Origin of the sequence: Priestia megaterium (assembly GCF_009497655.1) — a bacterium.
Classification (GTDB): Bacteria; Bacillota; Bacilli; order Bacillales; family Bacillaceae_H; genus Priestia; species Priestia zanthoxyli.
The window spans coordinates 3,290,625-3,306,367 of record NZ_CP023317.1 but is presented as its reverse complement, the minus strand read 5'-3'; the positions used below and the strand labels follow the sequence as shown (position 1 = coordinate 3,306,367).

General features: G+C 35.8%; 20 protein-coding genes. 13 read left to right on the top strand and 7 right to left on the bottom strand.

Annotated features, from left to right (window positions below; all coding sequences use genetic code 11):
• The first annotated feature begins 2 nt into the window (after window positions 1-2).
• Genes CEQ83_RS16885 through CEQ83_RS16875 form a run of 3 tightly spaced genes read left to right on the top strand, consistent with a single transcriptional unit; the run spans window position 3 to window position 2,912 of the window.
• Window positions 3-776 (top strand): ABC transporter permease, encoded by a 774-nt coding sequence (locus CEQ83_RS16885; RefSeq protein ID WP_155017412.1) that lies wholly within the window; start codon window positions 3-5, stop codon window positions 774-776.
• Between the two features lie 7 nt (window positions 777-783).
• On the top strand, window positions 784-1,461 hold the full coding sequence (locus tag CEQ83_RS16880; protein WP_028414661.1) for a response regulator transcription factor: 678 nt from the start codon (window positions 784-786) through the stop codon (window positions 1,459-1,461).
• Entirely contained in the window at window positions 1,449-2,912 is a 1,464-nt protein-coding gene (locus CEQ83_RS16875) for a sensor histidine kinase (RefSeq protein WP_098113669.1), read from the top strand. The genes CEQ83_RS16880 and CEQ83_RS16875 overlap by 13 nt, the downstream gene beginning before the upstream one ends.
• Before the next feature lie 233 nt (window positions 2,913-3,145).
• On the opposite strand, the gene CEQ83_RS16870 is transcribed toward CEQ83_RS16875, so the two are convergent.
• On the bottom strand, window positions 3,146-4,012 hold the full coding sequence (locus CEQ83_RS16870; RefSeq protein WP_223546198.1) for an alpha/beta fold hydrolase: 867 nt from the start codon (window positions 4,010-4,012) through the stop codon (window positions 3,146-3,148).
• Between the two features lie 291 nt (window positions 4,013-4,303).
• The gene (locus tag CEQ83_RS16865; RefSeq protein ID WP_228123015.1) at window positions 4,304-5,128 is read right to left on the bottom strand and encodes a hypothetical protein; all 825 of its coding nucleotides are present in this window, start codon (window positions 5,126-5,128) and stop codon (window positions 4,304-4,306) included.
• Window positions 5,129-5,360: 232 nt separating this feature from the next.
• Between CEQ83_RS16865 and CEQ83_RS16860 the strand changes: the two genes are divergently transcribed.
• On the top strand, window positions 5,361-5,687 hold the full coding sequence (locus CEQ83_RS16860) for an antibiotic biosynthesis monooxygenase family protein (protein WP_098627631.1): 327 nt from the start codon (window positions 5,361-5,363) through the stop codon (window positions 5,685-5,687).
• Between the two features lie 417 nt (window positions 5,688-6,104).
• Here CEQ83_RS16860 and CEQ83_RS16855 read toward each other — a convergent pair whose 3' ends face one another.
• The gene (locus tag CEQ83_RS16855; protein WP_028414656.1) at window positions 6,105-6,407 is read right to left on the bottom strand and encodes a hypothetical protein; all 303 of its coding nucleotides are present in this window, start codon (window positions 6,405-6,407) and stop codon (window positions 6,105-6,107) included.
• A 189-nt stretch (window positions 6,408-6,596) separates the two neighbouring features.
• Between CEQ83_RS16855 and CEQ83_RS16850 the strand changes: the two genes are divergently transcribed.
• The 3 genes from CEQ83_RS16850 to CEQ83_RS16840 all read left to right on the top strand — a co-directional run bounded on the left by CEQ83_RS16850 (window position 6,597) and on the right by CEQ83_RS16840 (window position 9,448).
• Window positions 6,597-7,661, top strand: a complete 1,065-nt coding sequence (locus tag CEQ83_RS16850; RefSeq protein WP_155017411.1) for a beta-carotene 15,15'-monooxygenase — start codon at window positions 6,597-6,599, stop codon at window positions 7,659-7,661.
• Window positions 7,662-7,797: 136 nt separating this feature from the next.
• The gene (locus CEQ83_RS16845) at window positions 7,798-9,051 is read left to right on the top strand and encodes an erythromycin esterase family protein (protein ID WP_155017410.1); all 1,254 of its coding nucleotides are present in this window, start codon (window positions 7,798-7,800) and stop codon (window positions 9,049-9,051) included.
• Window positions 9,052-9,082: 31 nt separating this feature from the next.
• On the top strand, window positions 9,083-9,448 hold the full coding sequence (locus CEQ83_RS16840; protein WP_028414653.1) for a cupin domain-containing protein: 366 nt from the start codon (window positions 9,083-9,085) through the stop codon (window positions 9,446-9,448).
• A gap of 26 nt (window positions 9,449-9,474) precedes the next feature.
• Here CEQ83_RS16840 and CEQ83_RS16835 read toward each other — a convergent pair whose 3' ends face one another.
• Both CEQ83_RS16835 and CEQ83_RS16830 read right to left on the bottom strand, forming a co-directional pair.
• Window positions 9,475-10,248, bottom strand: a complete 774-nt coding sequence (locus tag CEQ83_RS16835) for a Cof-type HAD-IIB family hydrolase (protein WP_028414652.1) — start codon at window positions 10,246-10,248, stop codon at window positions 9,475-9,477.
• Complete coding sequence (locus CEQ83_RS16830; RefSeq protein WP_034328132.1) at window positions 10,238-10,432, bottom strand: hypothetical protein; 195 nt, start codon at window positions 10,430-10,432, stop codon at window positions 10,238-10,240. The genes CEQ83_RS16835 and CEQ83_RS16830 overlap by 11 nt, the downstream gene beginning before the upstream one ends.
• 114 nt (window positions 10,433-10,546) lie before the next feature.
• Between CEQ83_RS16830 and CEQ83_RS16825 the strand changes: the two genes are divergently transcribed.
• Window positions 10,547-10,990 carry a hypothetical protein gene (locus tag CEQ83_RS16825; protein WP_028414651.1) on the top strand — a complete coding sequence of 148 codons (444 nt, stop codon included), beginning with the start codon at window positions 10,547-10,549 and terminating at the stop codon, window positions 10,988-10,990.
• A 55-nt stretch (window positions 10,991-11,045) separates the two neighbouring features.
• On the opposite strand, the gene CEQ83_RS16820 is transcribed toward CEQ83_RS16825, so the two are convergent.
• Window positions 11,046-11,246, bottom strand: coding sequence for a hypothetical protein (locus tag CEQ83_RS16820; protein WP_081732905.1), 201 nt, complete (start codon window positions 11,244-11,246; stop codon window positions 11,046-11,048).
• A 169-nt stretch (window positions 11,247-11,415) separates the two neighbouring features.
• On the opposite strand from CEQ83_RS16820, the gene CEQ83_RS16815 reads away from it, so the two are divergent.
• From CEQ83_RS16815 to CEQ83_RS16795, 5 genes are all read left to right on the top strand, one after another.
• Window positions 11,416-11,823, top strand: coding sequence for a DUF1878 family protein (locus CEQ83_RS16815; RefSeq protein WP_028414650.1), 408 nt, complete (start codon window positions 11,416-11,418; stop codon window positions 11,821-11,823).
• 57 nt (window positions 11,824-11,880) lie between these two features.
• Window positions 11,881-12,138, top strand: coding sequence for a hypothetical protein (locus CEQ83_RS16810; protein ID WP_028414649.1), 258 nt, complete (start codon window positions 11,881-11,883; stop codon window positions 12,136-12,138).
• 142 nt (window positions 12,139-12,280) lie between these two features.
• Window positions 12,281-12,814 carry a sigma-70 family RNA polymerase sigma factor gene (locus CEQ83_RS16805; RefSeq protein WP_155017409.1) on the top strand — a complete coding sequence of 178 codons (534 nt, stop codon included), beginning with the start codon at window positions 12,281-12,283 and terminating at the stop codon, window positions 12,812-12,814.
• A 3-nt stretch (window positions 12,815-12,817) separates the two neighbouring features.
• Window positions 12,818-13,225 carry a PadR family transcriptional regulator gene (locus CEQ83_RS16800; protein ID WP_098113678.1) on the top strand — a complete coding sequence of 136 codons (408 nt, stop codon included), beginning with the start codon at window positions 12,818-12,820 and terminating at the stop codon, window positions 13,223-13,225.
• Window positions 13,226-13,233: 8 nt separating this feature from the next.
• Entirely contained in the window at window positions 13,234-14,523 is a 1,290-nt protein-coding gene (locus tag CEQ83_RS16795) for an FtsW/RodA/SpoVE family cell cycle protein (RefSeq protein WP_034268420.1), read from the top strand.
• 786 nt (window positions 14,524-15,309) lie between these two features.
• On the opposite strand, the gene CEQ83_RS16790 is transcribed toward CEQ83_RS16795, so the two are convergent.
• On the bottom strand, window positions 15,310-15,585 hold the full coding sequence (locus tag CEQ83_RS16790; RefSeq protein WP_028414644.1) for a DUF4190 domain-containing protein: 276 nt from the start codon (window positions 15,583-15,585) through the stop codon (window positions 15,310-15,312).
• Window positions 15,586-15,743: the final 158 nt, after the last annotated feature.

Here is a 15,743-nt window from a genome sequence, read left to right as displayed (position 1 = left end):
ACATGATGACAGGACTTTTTGTCAGTGAATTAGAGCGAACGTTTAAACGGAAAAAGACAGCAGTGGTACTAGGTGTGTACATAGGATTACTTGCTTTTAGTTGGTTCTTTTTCTTTCAAAGGGGAGGCATTTCATTTTTTGATGCGGCTCATGACGTAAAAATTGATTCTTTAAATTCAGCACCACTGCTTCTTCGAGACCTATCGTTTGTGATTACGTTTATTGTTATTCCTATGTTTGTGGCAGATAGTTTTAACGGCGAGTATACGTCGGGAGCGCTGCGCATGGTACTAATTCGACCGCACCATCGTTTGAAGCTGTTTTTTGTAAAGTGGGCGGTTCAATGTTTACTAGTTTTTATTATTCTTTGTATTACGTGGGTAGTGGGGACATGTCTTGGAAGAATGGTTATGCCTCATGTAAATGAAACAACGTTTTTAGGAGGACAGACTGTAGGAACTATTGGAGCGTTACTATATTCGCTCAAATTTTACGGCATTTGTTTTTGTATCTTTATAGCGGTAATTAGCATCGGGAGTATCCTGAGTGTGCTTATGCCTAATTCCATTTTATCTTACGTCGCAACCATTGGTGCTTTAATTGGAAGCGTGTATGTGTCAGATAAACTAAGCTTCTTTTTCTCCGTAACCGATTCTGTTTTTCGTGAATTAAGCAAGCCAAACTCTGAATTTTTAGTAAACCTATTATTTCCAATTTTGTTCATTAGCCTTATAATAAACCTATTCGTGTGGAAAAAGAAAGAATGGGTAGGGTGAGCTGGAGATGAACCAAACAATTTTACTAGTGGACGACGAAAAAGACATTATTTCCTTTATGAAAGATGCGCTGCAAGATGAAGGATATGAGGTGGTGTTTGCTTACGAAGGGCAAGAAGCGTTAACAAAGTTAAAAATAAATCCAGACTTAATTGTGCTGGATGTGATGATGCCAGGCATGGACGGCTTTGCGCTTTGTGAAATGATCCGAAAAAGCATATCATGCCCCATTATCTTTCTAAGTGCCAAACAAACGGAGCAGGACCGAGTAAAAGGACTATTAGTCGGTGGAGATGATTACTTAGTTAAGCCTTTTAGCATGAAAGAACTAAAAGCCCGCATTTATGCTCATCTGCGCCGAGAACAAAGAATTAGCAGTAACTCTTACAACAGGCTTCACTTTGGAGAGTTAACCATTGATTTAAACGGCTATCAAATTCTACATAACAATGAAGTGATTCCGTTTACTTCAAGAGAATTTGAGATGATTCATTTCCTTGCTCTTCATCCAGGTCAGGTTTTTACACGTGAGCAGCTGTATGAAAAAGTGTGGGGCTACGACGCGGAAGGAGATTCGTCTACGATTACAGAACACGTGAAAAAAATTAGAGCAAAACTATTAAAATATGACGAAACGCCTTACATCTCAACCGTTTGGGGAATTGGCTACAAATGGGTAAAATAAAAAAATGGATGAACCGAGCAACATTAAAAGCGCAGTTTGTGTTATCGTTTCATTTAATCTTACTGTACAGCCTGCTTGCGACGCTTTTAACGTGGGGAATTGTGATTGCAGTAAACTGGTTTCTTATGCCTGGAGCACTGAATCCAGCAAATTACTATGAAAAACAAATTCCTGATATTCTTCAGTTCGTCAAAGAAAAAGAAGATGCGCTTCTTTCTAAAGATGCTAAAAACCAAGTAGAATCGGTTATTCCGCTAGAAGGAATGGATTATCAAATTATAAATAAAAAAGGGCAAATCGTGTATGGATCCATGTCCACTTCATACATAAAAAATAAACGTGATCTTTACTCTCAGGTCAATACCAATATCCGCTCAGGTAAATATATTATAAAAGTTTATCCGCTTTTTAATTCAAAAGAAGAAGTAAACGGGGCGATTGCGCTACGGTATCAATTAAATATGGCCTCTGCTAATCCAAATATTAAATGGATTGTTGCGCTTGTTACATTTGTATCGCTAGCTAGTCCGTTTCTTTATTTTTACTTGTTTGCTTATTTGTTTGGAAGACGATTTAGTAAAAAAATTGAACGGCCTTTTAACGAGCTGATGACCGCAGCCAAAAACATTCAGCATAATAATTTGGATTTTTCGCTGTCCCTGACTCAAGACGCCAAAGAATTAAGTCAGCTGCTTCATGCCTTTGAAGAAATGCGAAAAGAATTAAAGCAATCGTTAGCTAAACAGTGGCAGCTAGAAGAAGACCGCAAAGATATGACGGCCGCGATTGCGCATGATTTACGAACGCCTCTTACGATTATTCATGGCCATACGGAAATTTTAGTAGAAGGAAGCAAAAGAGATCCAGAGAGGCTCGATAGATATTTACATACGATCTACACAAATACACAGCGTTCGATTCAGCTATTAAATCAGCTGCAAGAAGTATCTGTGATCGAAAATCCGGGCTTTACCGTAAAGAGAGAGCCAATCGATATAATCTCATTTGTTCATGAGAAAACAAACGAGTTTCAGCTTTTATGTCAAAAAAAAGAGATTGCCTTTTTACCTTCGGTTAGTGAAACAGAAGCATCAAGTCAATTTTACGGAGATCCTCAGCGCATTTCTCAAGTATTAGATAATATTATTACAAACTGTATTCGCTACACGCCTGAACGAGGGGAAATAGGGTGGAATACCGTCATTCATCACGGCGAAGTGATTTTTGAAATACATGATACGGGTCCCGGCTTTGCGTTATCGAACAAAGAGCAGGTGTTTAAAAAGTTTTACAGAGAAGATGCGTCAAGAACAAGCGGCCACGGAAACTTAGGGTTAGGTCTTTATATTGCTCATTCCATTGTGAAAAACCACGGAGGAAGCATCACGGTCGATAATAAAGAGACGGGAGGGGCATTATTTAAGATTGTTCTTCCGATAAGGAAAGAGTAAATGCGTAAAAAAAGAACCCTCAAAAAAGAGAGTTCCAAAAAGGGTAAGTAAGAAAGAAATGTACATGTTCCTTTGGGGGACTGCATCTGTACAGTAAAATTTATACCCGGTATGCACTTGTTAAAACGTTGAAAAATAAACCAATCATGTAAAAAATAGATGAAATTAGCTTTTAGCATTTAAAAAAAGACTGCAAAACGGCGGTATACCGTATTCTGCAGTCTTTCTCTCGTTTATTTGCTTAAAAACTCTCTCATAAATTCATTCACCTTTTCTGGCTGCTCATGTTGAGGAGCATGTCCTACACCATCTAAGCGGTGAATCGTTACGTTTGGAACGTACTCTTCAATTCCATCTAAATTACTATTTTCAAACGCTTCGTCCGCATTTCCCCATACAATTAAAGTTGGAGATTCGAATACTTTATGCGGCAGTGCTACAGGTTTATGAACGCGCTCTTCAAACGGATAAAGGGAAGACGCACGGTAGTAGTTAAGCATGGATTTCATTGCATTCGGCTGGTTCCACGCCTCTACGTATTTAGCTTCTTCTTCTTTTGTTAAATAGCCTTTTTTGATGCCAGGCTCCGTCAGCATGTTTCTTAATTTTTCACTATGATTCGCGAGTAGCTCATCCTGAGAGTTTGGCTTTTGGAAAAAGCTCATATAGCTGCTTGCTTCTCGTTGAGCAGGATTTTCAGCAAGCTCTCTTATAAATGTGTAAGGGTGCGGTGCATCAAACATCACTAACTTTTTGACATACTGCGGATATGTATAAGCAAATGCCCATGCTACAGCGCCGCCCCAATCATGCGCCACTAGCACACACTCTTTTTCACCAAATGCTTCAATTAGTTGCTTTACATCTTCCATTAGAATGGGCATGCTGTAAGAAGAAATTTCTTCTGGCTTATCTGATAAGTTATAGCCTCGCATATCTACAGCTACCACGCGATAATCTTTCGAAAACTCTTCTAACTGATGGTGCCATGTATACCAAAAGTAAGGGAATCCGTGTAGAAACAGCATAAGCTCGCCTTCACCTTTTGTTACATAATGAAGATTTACATCATTTACTTTTACATAACCGTCTTTAAACATCTTACTCATCCTTTCGCTTTTAACCTTTATTATAGAAAAACTTTACTCTTTATTAGTTGATGTATCAAACAATAAGGTTTCCTGACGCGGTAAATGAGCTATAAAGCTCTCTTAAAACCCTTATTTTGGTTATTATTTGTGAAATATAACCTTGATATAACTAGGATGTACGCGATGCTTTATCTGGCTCATGAGAAGAAAATATTTATAGAACGCTAGAAATAAAGAAATCGCGTTTGTAATGAATACAGCAAAAAGGCTCTCTAAAAGTACTTTATAGAGAGCCTTTTTTTAAAAATCACCGGCCTTGGCAATTCCTAAATTAGATTCAAAGTCAGTAATGTACACACAGGCATTTGTATATTTATCATAGGAATTATAGCGAAAGTTTCTGCTTATATTATAATCTCCACTTATAGGTTTATAGGATTGAATCGATTTAATTTGATCGTTAAGAGACAAATCAAAATTATGAGTGGCTTTTTTTAATTGTTCGAGCTGGAGCTTTGTATAACTGTCGCGATGCTTTTGGATTTCGTCTTGCATGAGCTCTATTTTATATTTAGATGCGGTGTTGATATGACTAATCGCAGGCCCCATATCTTTTTTTATTTGTGCTTCGGAAGAATGAAAGTGTTTATCATCAAATGAGTCTAACACGTTACTGCTTTCTTCCGAAGTTTTTGTTGCATCTATAACGTCATGCATATTGTTCATGAGCGTAACTTCATAAATAGTCTTACTTGAATTGAATTTTTTATAGGATGTTACATACTCTTTTTCTGTTAAAGTATCTACGTCTTTTGCTAAGTGGGCTATGCTTTTTTTTAGCTCGCTATCACTTTGTGTTTCTACTTTTGACGTACTATTAATAGACGCAGACAGCAGGTTAAAATCATTTTTGTAGCTTTGAAACGTTTTATCTTCTATCTTTCCGTCATTATTAATTAAGCGTTCGGACTCGTTTTGCAGAAATTTCAGCTCTATGGCCAGCTCTTTTTTTGCCTCGCTTCCATCTATGCTCTCATTGTTTGAACTTGTGTGACTGCACCCCATTAATCCAAGCGCCAAAGCTATCATAATGGTCCCAGTTGTTATCTTGCTTATGTTCCTCATGTTGAAACTCCATTTCTATTTGTTTATTACTTACTTATAAAGACTATATCATATAAATGGAATATTTATCTTTACATGCTATTAAATGTTACATTTTGTATAGGTAAACTTAAAAAAGTATTATAATGGAATTTATAAAAATAGTACTAAAAGAAGATAAAGGTAATAGAAAAATTAATTATGCACTTATACTTTTTTACTGTTAATTTGACTTCTAAAGGAGGAAATCAATATGGGTGGAATCTCTAAAACCCCTGAACCGCCTTATTATGCCGTTATTTTTGCTTCTGAACGAACGGAAGGTGAGAAGGGTTATGGACTAATGGCAGATAAAATGGTGGAGCTTGCATCTAAACAAAAAGGCTTTTTAGGAATAGAAAGTGCCAGAGATCAAGACTTAGGCATTACCGTTTCATACTGGGATTCCTTAGAATCAATCAAAATGTGGAAAGAACATTCAGCTCACCGCGTAGCCCAGCACAAAGGAAAAACAGAATGGTATCAAACGTTTTCGCTTAGAGTGTGTAAAGTGGAAAGACATAGCTTTTTTGAGATGTAGGACGTATATGGCTGATTATTTTGCAACAAGGGAGAAGCCGTTATGTTTTATGGCGTTATAGGATTTATAGCCGTTTTTATCACTTTGTGTTCGATAGAAGCAAAGCTAAGAACGATTGTTAAACAAAATGATCGAGTGATTGAATTACTTGAGAAACAGAATAGAGAGTAAGAAAACGCTAATGAACTCACCGTTTATAATATCATCTCCTGAGTTTAGTTAAGGGAGATGTTTTATTTTAAGAGTGCATAAAAAAAACCTCAGTAGGAGGTCTAGTTATTACTTTTAAAAGCACTTATAACAAGCTCATTTACTGTCGGATGTCATCTAGAGGCTAATTATAAAGTGAGGTTATATTTATCGTTTCACCAGAAAATATGAGCTCAATTTCTTTATTTCTTACTTGTGAGCTTTCATTTAATCACCGTATTTTTTTCTGTAGGTAAGAAACGTTATCAAATATATAACTGAAATCATCGTTAGAAATATTAGCGGCGAAATGCCAATGCCATCATAAGAACTTTTCCCTTGAAAAGTCCGGTAAATGGACTCTATAACTTCTAAAATCAGCATACCTATAACTACCACAAATGCGTATGATTGAGCCTTCGTACTGATAAACTTCTTTCTTTCATCACCTTTTCGAGAAGATGATGAAACAAAAATCAAAATTCCGCAAACTAACAGGATGAATGAATACACAATTTTAACCCAATCCATTCTTACTCCTCCTTACAATAAATGTAAAACTCTTTTTACATTGTAAATTATTTGTATAGAAGAATTGGTAAATAAAAAATGATTTTATAACACAATGTCACGCTACAAAGTGACTTAAATCAACTCCATTGGTAAAATGGAAGTAACAGGAATTTTTGTGTTTCACCAACTAAAAGTGAGGTGGGTTATTTGGTTCTTCATAAAAAAACGGTGTCTCTGGTCGCTCTTTTTTTACTGCTGTTAGTAATAAGTTCAAATTACGTGTTATATCATTCTTCTTTTGGACTTCAGTCGTTGCCTGGTAATTTCAACGGAGTAGTAGTAGGTTCTATTTTAGACTTAAGCCTTGTGGCTCCGCTCTTATTTCTAGCTTGGCAGCGTAAGTTCAGCGTAAAATATTTTATTGTATTAATGGCCACAGGTCTTATTGCTGCGCGTTTTATCATTCCAAGTGAATATTTAGCTTCTTTTCAGTCGGTTATGTGGCTAGGCGTTGGCATAGAAGGGGTACTCATTTTCTTTGAACTTTCGCTGCTGTTTATGCTGGCTAAAAACGTACCGCCTATTTTGAAAAGAGTCAAATCAAGCTCTTTACCGCTTTTATTTTCCTTTTCGCGGGCTATAAACGAAAAGTTTCCCAAACAAACTTTTATACACATACTGTGTTCAGAAATGCTGATGTTTTACTATGCGTTTGGAACGTGGAAGAAGCAGCCGAGTACTGAAGTTAACACCTTTACTCTGTATAAGCGCTCAAGTTTTATTACGTTTCAAATTATGATTATTCACGCGATTGTTATTGAAACATTAGGGCTTCACTGGCTGCTGCACAATACGTCTATGACTCTTTCAATCGTTTTACTGATCCTTAATATTTACAGTATTGTTTTCTTTATAGGAGATATTCAAGCATTAAGGCTTAACCCTTTACGAGTTGAAGACGACCGTATATACGTTTCGTTTGGCTTAGCCAAGCGTATGGAAATCTCTTTTAAAGATATTGAAGAAATAATAGAAGACACTCACATCCTCGAACAAAAGCTACCCAGCACCACGATTGAATTTATCGCACGCGACTTTGAAACCGTTCATCCCGATCTTTTACTAACACTAAAGTCTCCAGTAGAGGCGACGCTTTTTATGGGAATTAAAAAGAAGTATCAGCAGGTCGCCATTCGCGTAGATGATCCTCATGCGTTTAAGAAAATAGTCAAAGAACGTTTGGAGAAAGCTCAGCCGGATGAGTTGATCTAGAATTCTAGAAAGATAAGACCTTATAGATATATAAGGTCTTTTTGCTAATGATCAGCTACTGGACATAAATAGTGAAGTGTTAGCTATATTTTAGTAAAATGGAAGTAATAGGTAATGTAGTGAAGGGGGATAGGGTATGGGAATTTTTTTTAGAGGAAAAGAGAAGTATTTAAACTCTATAGAATGGCTATCTAAAAACTCAATCCATTTAAGCAAACCAACTGAATGTAAGCCGCAAGAGTTTGGATTTCTCCGTCATATCGTAAAAGATAAGAGAGTTGTGTGGTTAGGGGAAAACGGTCATAACATAAGAGAACATAATATGATGAAGTCAAAAATAATAGAATTTCTACATAAAGAAATGAATTTTACCGTACTGGCATTTGAAAGCGGCTTGGCGGAATGCCATAGTGCTAATGAGTTAAAGGAAGAGTTTACAGATGAAGACTTTTTAAAAAACGCGATTTATTCTTTATGGGCAACAAAAGAAAATCTGTCTTTGTTTCAGCTGATGAAAAAATCAGATTTAAGTTTAATAGGAATCGATATTAATCCTTCTTCTAATCCTGATCTTTTCGTAAAATTTGTTCAGCAGCTGAGTCCCGTAGTATCTGAAGACGTGATAGAAAAGATAGAATACATTGAAGCAGGCGTATATAAATGGTACTACCAGCTAGGGCAATATAAAGCGAGAAGAAAAAAAGTCCCAGCAGAAATGCTACGTGAGTTTGAAGAGTTTAAAGAAAAAGTAAGCGCAGTGATAGGAGATTTAGAAGCTTATCTACATGAAGAATACGTTTTGTATCTTGAAAATCAAGAGCTTGTATGTAAAGTTAAAATGATTATTCGATGCCTGCAAAATCGCTTGTATTTTATTAACCATATTCACCATAACCACCGAACGTATAAAAAAGTAAGAGAAAAAAGGATGAAAGAAAATCTAGAGTGGGTTTGTCAAGATCTGTATCCTGACGAGAAAATTATTATTTGGGCCCATAACCTTCATATCTTTAAACAATACAAAACGTTTACGGGATTTGAACCTCTAGGAGCAATTGTCTCTAATGAAATAAAAAAACAGTCTTATTACTTAGGCTTATTTATGTATGAAGGTGAAATACATACGGATACAGGGCAGGCATACAAAATAGAGAAGCCGCCGAAAAAAAGTCTAGAGGACTATATGCATCAAGTGCAGTCACCGGCTTTATTTACCGATTTCTCACAGGTTGAAAAAAACTCAGACAACAAATGGATATTTACTAAAACGATCTTTTTAGAAAGTGGTACTATGCCAACTTTATTTGTACCGCGTAATCAGCTAGACGGTGCTTTACTCGTTGAGTCTGTTTCTCCGCCCGAGTATCTTAAACGGAGTAAAAATAAATAAGAAATCGTAATGAACAAAGAAGAGGTGTACATTGAAAATCTATAAATTTAGTAAAAAACATGGCAAAAAAGTAGAAAAATATCAGTCGAATTTAGCTACTTACGTAAAAATGATTCAAACAAACGAAGCAGCTACGATCGGTTATATGTATATAGACGGAGAAGGAACGGTAGGATATCACGAAGCGCCTATACCTCAGTTATTTATCGTAGTCGAAGGTGAAGGGTGGGTAACAGGAGAGGATCAAAAACGAATTTCGATTAAACGTGGAGAAGCAGCACTGTGGGAAAAAGGAGAGTGGCATACATCGGGAAGTGAAACCGGTATGGCGGCCATTGTCATTCAATCGGAGGAGCTAAATCCTGAAACATTTATGGAAAGGAAAAAGCACGCTTAGATAAGTTATCTAGGCGTGTGACTTTTCTATAGGACTTTAAATTTTTTAAGGGCAAACTCAATCCCCTCTTCACCCGATTTCTTCGTGACAAAATCAGCAGCGCTTTTTAACTTATCAGATCCATTTCCCATCGCAATTCCAAGGCCGGCTAACTCGATCATATCAATATCGTTTTCGCCGTCTCCAAATGCGATAGCTTCGGAGTGATCGATGTTAAAATAGTTTAAGACGTTTAGGATAGCTACCGACTTTGTGATTTCTTCTTGAAGAACACTTACGACAAAAGGATGCCACCTTTTGAACATTAAATGAGGAAATCGCTGTGCATACTGTTCAGCCGTTTTTTCATCAGCGAATAAGCACATTAAATAAATATCTTCATCGTAAATACGCTCACTTATTTGAGGATAATCACTAAGCGATAATGTTTCGTTCAGGGCTTTTAAAATATTTTTATCTTTGACACCGTTCATGCTGAGCTCTTTTGTGTAAAATGAAAGACCGTGATTTTCTGATGCAGCGTATTCAAAAACTTCGCGCACAGCGTGCTTATCCATAGACAGCTTATGAATGATTTTTTCATTATGTACAGTAAACGCTCCGTTTGCGGTAATAAGCGTATCTATACCTAATTCTTTAACTTCTTCACACAGAGATAAAGGCCTTCCAGTAGCGGCTACGATTTTTAATCCTTTGTGCTTTAAACTTTTTACAACCTCTCGAGTTTTGGTGGAAATCGTCCCGTTTTCGTGATGAGTAAGAGTTCCGTCCACGTCAAAGAATATAATTTTATAGCTCATAGTAATCTCCTTGCTTAAACAGCACGCTCTTTTTTATATTTACAAGCAGTAGCGAACAGGCAAAAATAGCACCTACATATAAAAATGCAGAAACAACCGGTTTATGTAAAAAAGAAGTATGATTGTATGAAGAGTCATACAAGTAAAGAGCGGCTAGAAATAGAAAAGGCAGTAGTTTTTTCATGTTGTCACCTCCTGGTTTTATTATACATATTTTCCTTGTATTTGTATGTAATCTTAATAAGAGTGATAGAATAATAGTATTTTACATAAGCAAAGAGAAAGAGAAGTGACGAATATGACTGTACATCACTATATAGGATCTCCTTATGAATTGCCTACAGGAAGTTTTGGCACAAAAGAAAAGTTGATTACAATCTATGAAAAAGAAGAAGATGCGTACGGTATTAGTGTTAATCGTTTAACTGACGGGTATAGCGACATCAAGCATGTATTCACCTTGCCTTATGTATACGAATTATCTTGTGATCCACATCCTAAATCAATAAGAGAGCTGTTTACTTATATTGAAGAACAGCTGATAGAGGGCTGTCACATTGAATTATATTCATGCTTAGACGGTGATGAAGCGACAGAAAAAGATTCTAGTTTAGACATGAGTATTAACTTGAAAACCTTGTATTTTGGAAAGCATTATAAATTAGATAGAAAGAAGTACATCGATGAATTAGGGGAAGTCTTTGCATTTGAAGATAAACAATTCATAGTGGTGGTAAAATGACTGGGTAGGCCTATAGTCTTCTAATAAGACTATAGGCTAAGCTGTAGATTTCTATTTACAAAAAAGGTTTGATATACGGAAGACTCAAACCAAAATAAATAAAGCACGACATCAGTAAGTAACAGCCAATCACACTTCTTCTAACAGGTTTAGAAGCTTTCTTCAACCAGCCCCAGTGCTTATCGTCATAGTCAAAGATAAAGTAATCCAAAATGATGGACACTGTGATAATAGCAACAATTATTAATAGACCCATATGTATCCTCGCTTTCGATTTATGAAATTATTCCTATTTATAATAATATACCTTATTATTCCATTCATTACAAAGTGATACTCCTATAAACGGTTTATTGATACTACTATATTATGGTAAAATTCACAGAGTATAGTAGGATCATTTTTAAAAGAAAGATGGGAAGAAGTTGGACGTAGTAAAAGAAGTGAAGCTATTAAAATATCAAATGAGTCTCATGAAGCACATGATTAACGTAGTGGAACATCCCTTTTTTATGTTTGTGATTGATCATGAATTTGAAGAAAATCAAGTGAAGGTATTCTTGAAGATACTAGGTGTGTTTAGCTGCCGAATAAAAGGTGAAGAAATTTTCGAATGGTATCAAAATGATCAGCTATTCTCTCAATTTAATCTTCCGTTGGATAAATTATATGCGTCAGAACAACCAACTTTAGAGGAATTAAAATCGGTTGTCGCTAAGATCTTTTATCAGGAATTTGAACTAGAATATTTATTGTACAGTTTAAAGAAGCAGTGTATTCAAATGGAAGTGTGTGACTTTTTCTTGCAGCGTTTAAAAATAGATTTGAAATAACTCAATTCCGAATGTGTTTAAACGTGGAACTTTTAAAGGTAGAGGAGGGTAGGTGAGATGGCGCGAATTATTAATTTCTGGTCATTTATCTTTACGCTACTATGCGTTGGTTTCTTTTTCATCACTTTTTATTATCCAGCGTTATTGAATATCAATCTTTGTTTAGCAATTATTCTATTTTGTATTGGTATCGCAGGGTTCTTTGGAATAAACAATTGGGTATCGGCTCTGAGAAGTATTTTGACAGTGATAATTAGCGGTGGATTAATCCTCGTTACAGGGTTTATTATCTTTACCGGCTATCTTTTTTCATAGCATGTACATAAAAGTACTACTAAAGGTTCTCGTGTAGAGAACCTTTTTTTCGTGCAGATGCAATTATCTAGAAAATAAAAATAAAAATATAAAAACCTTTTTATAAAACGCTTCGTCTAAGAACAAGAAAGGAGAGGCAGAAGTGAAAGAACTAACCGTAGAATGGATACACGTGCAAGACAAAGAACTAGTGATAGATGAAATTATGGATCGATATGGACAGGAAATCTTGCAGCTGGCTTACTCATATGTAAACAGCGTAGCGGTTGCGGAGGATTTGACGCAGGAGATTTTTATTAAATGCTACAAAAATCTTTACAAGTACAGCGGTAGATCCAAGTTTCGGACGTGGTTATGGCAAATCGCAATTAACCACTGTAAAGACTTTTTAAAAAGCTGGTACAACAAAAACATTATACTGGCGACAGACTATTTTCCAAATCATATAAGTGAAAAAGAAAACATAGAGGAAGCTGTTATTCAACACGAAGAAGACCACGAGCTGATGTCAGCTGTTATGAAGCTGCCTACCAAATATAAAGAAGTGATTTACCTCTTTTACTATGAAGAATTGTTAATTAAAGACATTGCGCTCGTAACCAAAACCGGAACGAATACAGTAAAAACAAGACTGAGGCGTGCAAAATCACTTTTAAAAGAAATGCTGGAGGAATGAGTCATGGATAAACGTCTTAAAAATCTTAGAAAAACAATGGATCGTGAAGTGTTTGCTCAGCTAAAATTTACGGAAAGTCATAAGAAAAGCATTCGAGAAAAAATAAAGCAAGAGACTCATAGCGACGAAGAAATTCTGATTGCTATGATGCAGCTGCTTGTGCAGGAGAAAACGGGCTATGAGTTAGTCAGCTTACTGCAAAGCCGAGGAATTTTAGATTTCAAAGAAAACGAAGGGTCTTTATATGTCATCCTGCATCGACTAGAGCTAAAAGGTATATTGACGAGCAGTTGGCAAGAAGACGGAGCTAAGTTTTATCAATTAAATAAAAAGGGCTGCAGGCTACTTAAAAAAGTGGAAGAGCAGCCATTATCTAATCAAATGAGTTTTAAAGAAATATTTGAGGGGTGAAGAAGGATATGAGTGAACAAAGAAATTCATTCTTGGAACAAGTGAAGGCACAAATAAAATCAAAAGAAGCCCAGGCATTTGTTTCTGCGGAATTGCATCATCATTTAAACGAAGTAAAAAGCTATTGGCTGCAAAAAGGGATAAGCGAAGACCAAGCAGAAGCCAAGGCTGTTACTCAAATGGGAAATCCCATCAGCATTGGTCAAAGTCTTAACCGTATTCATCGACCGAAAGTAGACTGGATGACCTTAATTTTATTTGTAGCTGCTCTTCTTTTAGGGTTTCTGCCACTGCTGTCCCAAGGGTATATGAATGATAATCATTTTTCTATGTATAAGGCTATCTTTGTAGTTTTAGGTGGGGTTTTAGCTCTTGGCATGATGTTGATAGACTATAGAAAGATGGCCAATAAAGGATGGATGTTCTATTTATTAGGTACTGCACTCTTATTGTTCCTCACAAGGCATTTTAACACCGTCGTAGACGGTCAAGCTGTTTTTAAGTTAGGGCCTTTAAAAATGGAAGGTTTAATGGCCATTCCTTTTTTCCTTATGGCATGGGGAGGGTTCTTTCAAAGCGATCGCTTTAAAATGTGGAAATTTATTCTTTTGTTCATTCTGTCATCGTATTTCTTTTTACAATTCAGCCTTACAACGCTCTTTATATATGTAGCCATGACCTTTACGATGATCTGGTGGAGTAAGCTAAATAAAAAGAAAATAGCCATTGTCCTAGGAACTGGCTTTGCGTTAGTCGCTGCTTGGGGCATAATTGGATGGATGACCGTTGCTTATTATCAGAAGTATAGAGTTCTTTCATTTTTAAATCCCTATAACGCTGAATATTTAACATCCAAATTTGGACTCTTAGAAATACATCATCTATTTGTGGGTGCAGGGTGGTTTGGCAAGCATTCATTTGCGGATCAATTCATCCCTGAGGCTCATACTAACTTCGTCTTCTTAAGTTTTACGTATTATTACGGATGGTTATTTGCAGCAATTCTTATTGTGGTTCTTTGTTTAGTTGCTCTGAGAATTATGTTTATTGCTCGAAATCTAAACGATACGTACAGCAAGCTTTTACTAGCAGGAGTTGTAATGGTCTATACTGTACAGCTAGTTGGGAACGTAGGAATGATTGTCGGATTCTTTCCTATGACAAACATGTCACTGCCCTTTATTAGCTATGGATTGATGCCGATCTTGTTAAATGCTTTCTTAATTGGAATTGTGTTGAGTATTTATAGACGTAAGGATTTAATGGTTACAAACACCTTACATGGTAATCAGCAATAGAGTATAGATCGTGAGACTTTAAGATCTGTTGCTTTTATGAGCAAATAATTCACTTCATAAAAACAAGTAAAACAAACGCTGACATCCAATTGTCAGCGTTTGTTTTATATCTAGAGCGGTTATAGGTTTTTTAATTCTTTGAGGTAGTTTCTCGGTTTTCATATATTTTCTCGACAATTTTATACGTAACACCAGTTAAAACAGACAGAATTAGCACCTTTCCTATAAGGTTAAGACCATAGTTATATTTTAGATAGTCTAATAGTACGGCATATACGAATACGCAGATGCCTAATATGACATGTTTCATAAAGAACTCCTTTATTGTTGACTTAATACGTCGATATTTTAACGTATAGAAGAGGGCTAAATCGTTAGCCCTCTTCTAGGTAAGCTTGTTCAGTGACCAGCTGTTTTTTAACTCAGCTATTTACATTTAAAAGAATAGTCATTGGTAATTGGATTATGTATTTCTACTATCGCATCTCCGCCGTTATCATAACATTTTGAGGTGAACGTTTTTATTTCTGTACTATTAAAATAGCTGAACAGTTAATCAACACAGAGATGACTAGCAGTAAAGTAAGTAGAACAATTATGATTTCTTTTATTCTGGATTCAACGATAGATTTAATTTTGTATTCTCCTTTGCAATTTCGCGTAAGTGTAGTAACGATGATTAAATAAGTAACGTTTACATTTTAGGAGCTTGATTTTCAACTGTTTGAAAATCAAGCTTTTATTGTTTTACATAGAAATGTGAATAATTCTATATAAACTACGTTTTTATTCCATTGTCGTTCCTGCAAATACAAACGTAATAATTCCTAATACGAAGAACAGCTGAGAAATCACGCCTACTATACTGCAGATCAGCCCGGCAATCGCGAGTCCTTTACCGCTTTGATTGGAAGCAGCTATTTGATTTGATGCTTTTTTGTAGAGGATAATGCCGATAATACCTGTAATAAACCCGAGGATTGGAATAAAAATGGACAGGATACCTAGAGTTAGAGAAACAATAGAGTTGGTGTTTACTTGAGGTTTTGTATTAGTTTCCAATAGTTTCACTCCCTATGAATTATATTTTTTGATTATACCATAAAAAGGAATAATATCCTTTTTGCTAATAAAAGTAGAAATTTTTAGAATTATATGTGTCCCAGTATATTGTCTATACGTCATTTCATCAAAATGTATAATGACATGTACAAAAAGAA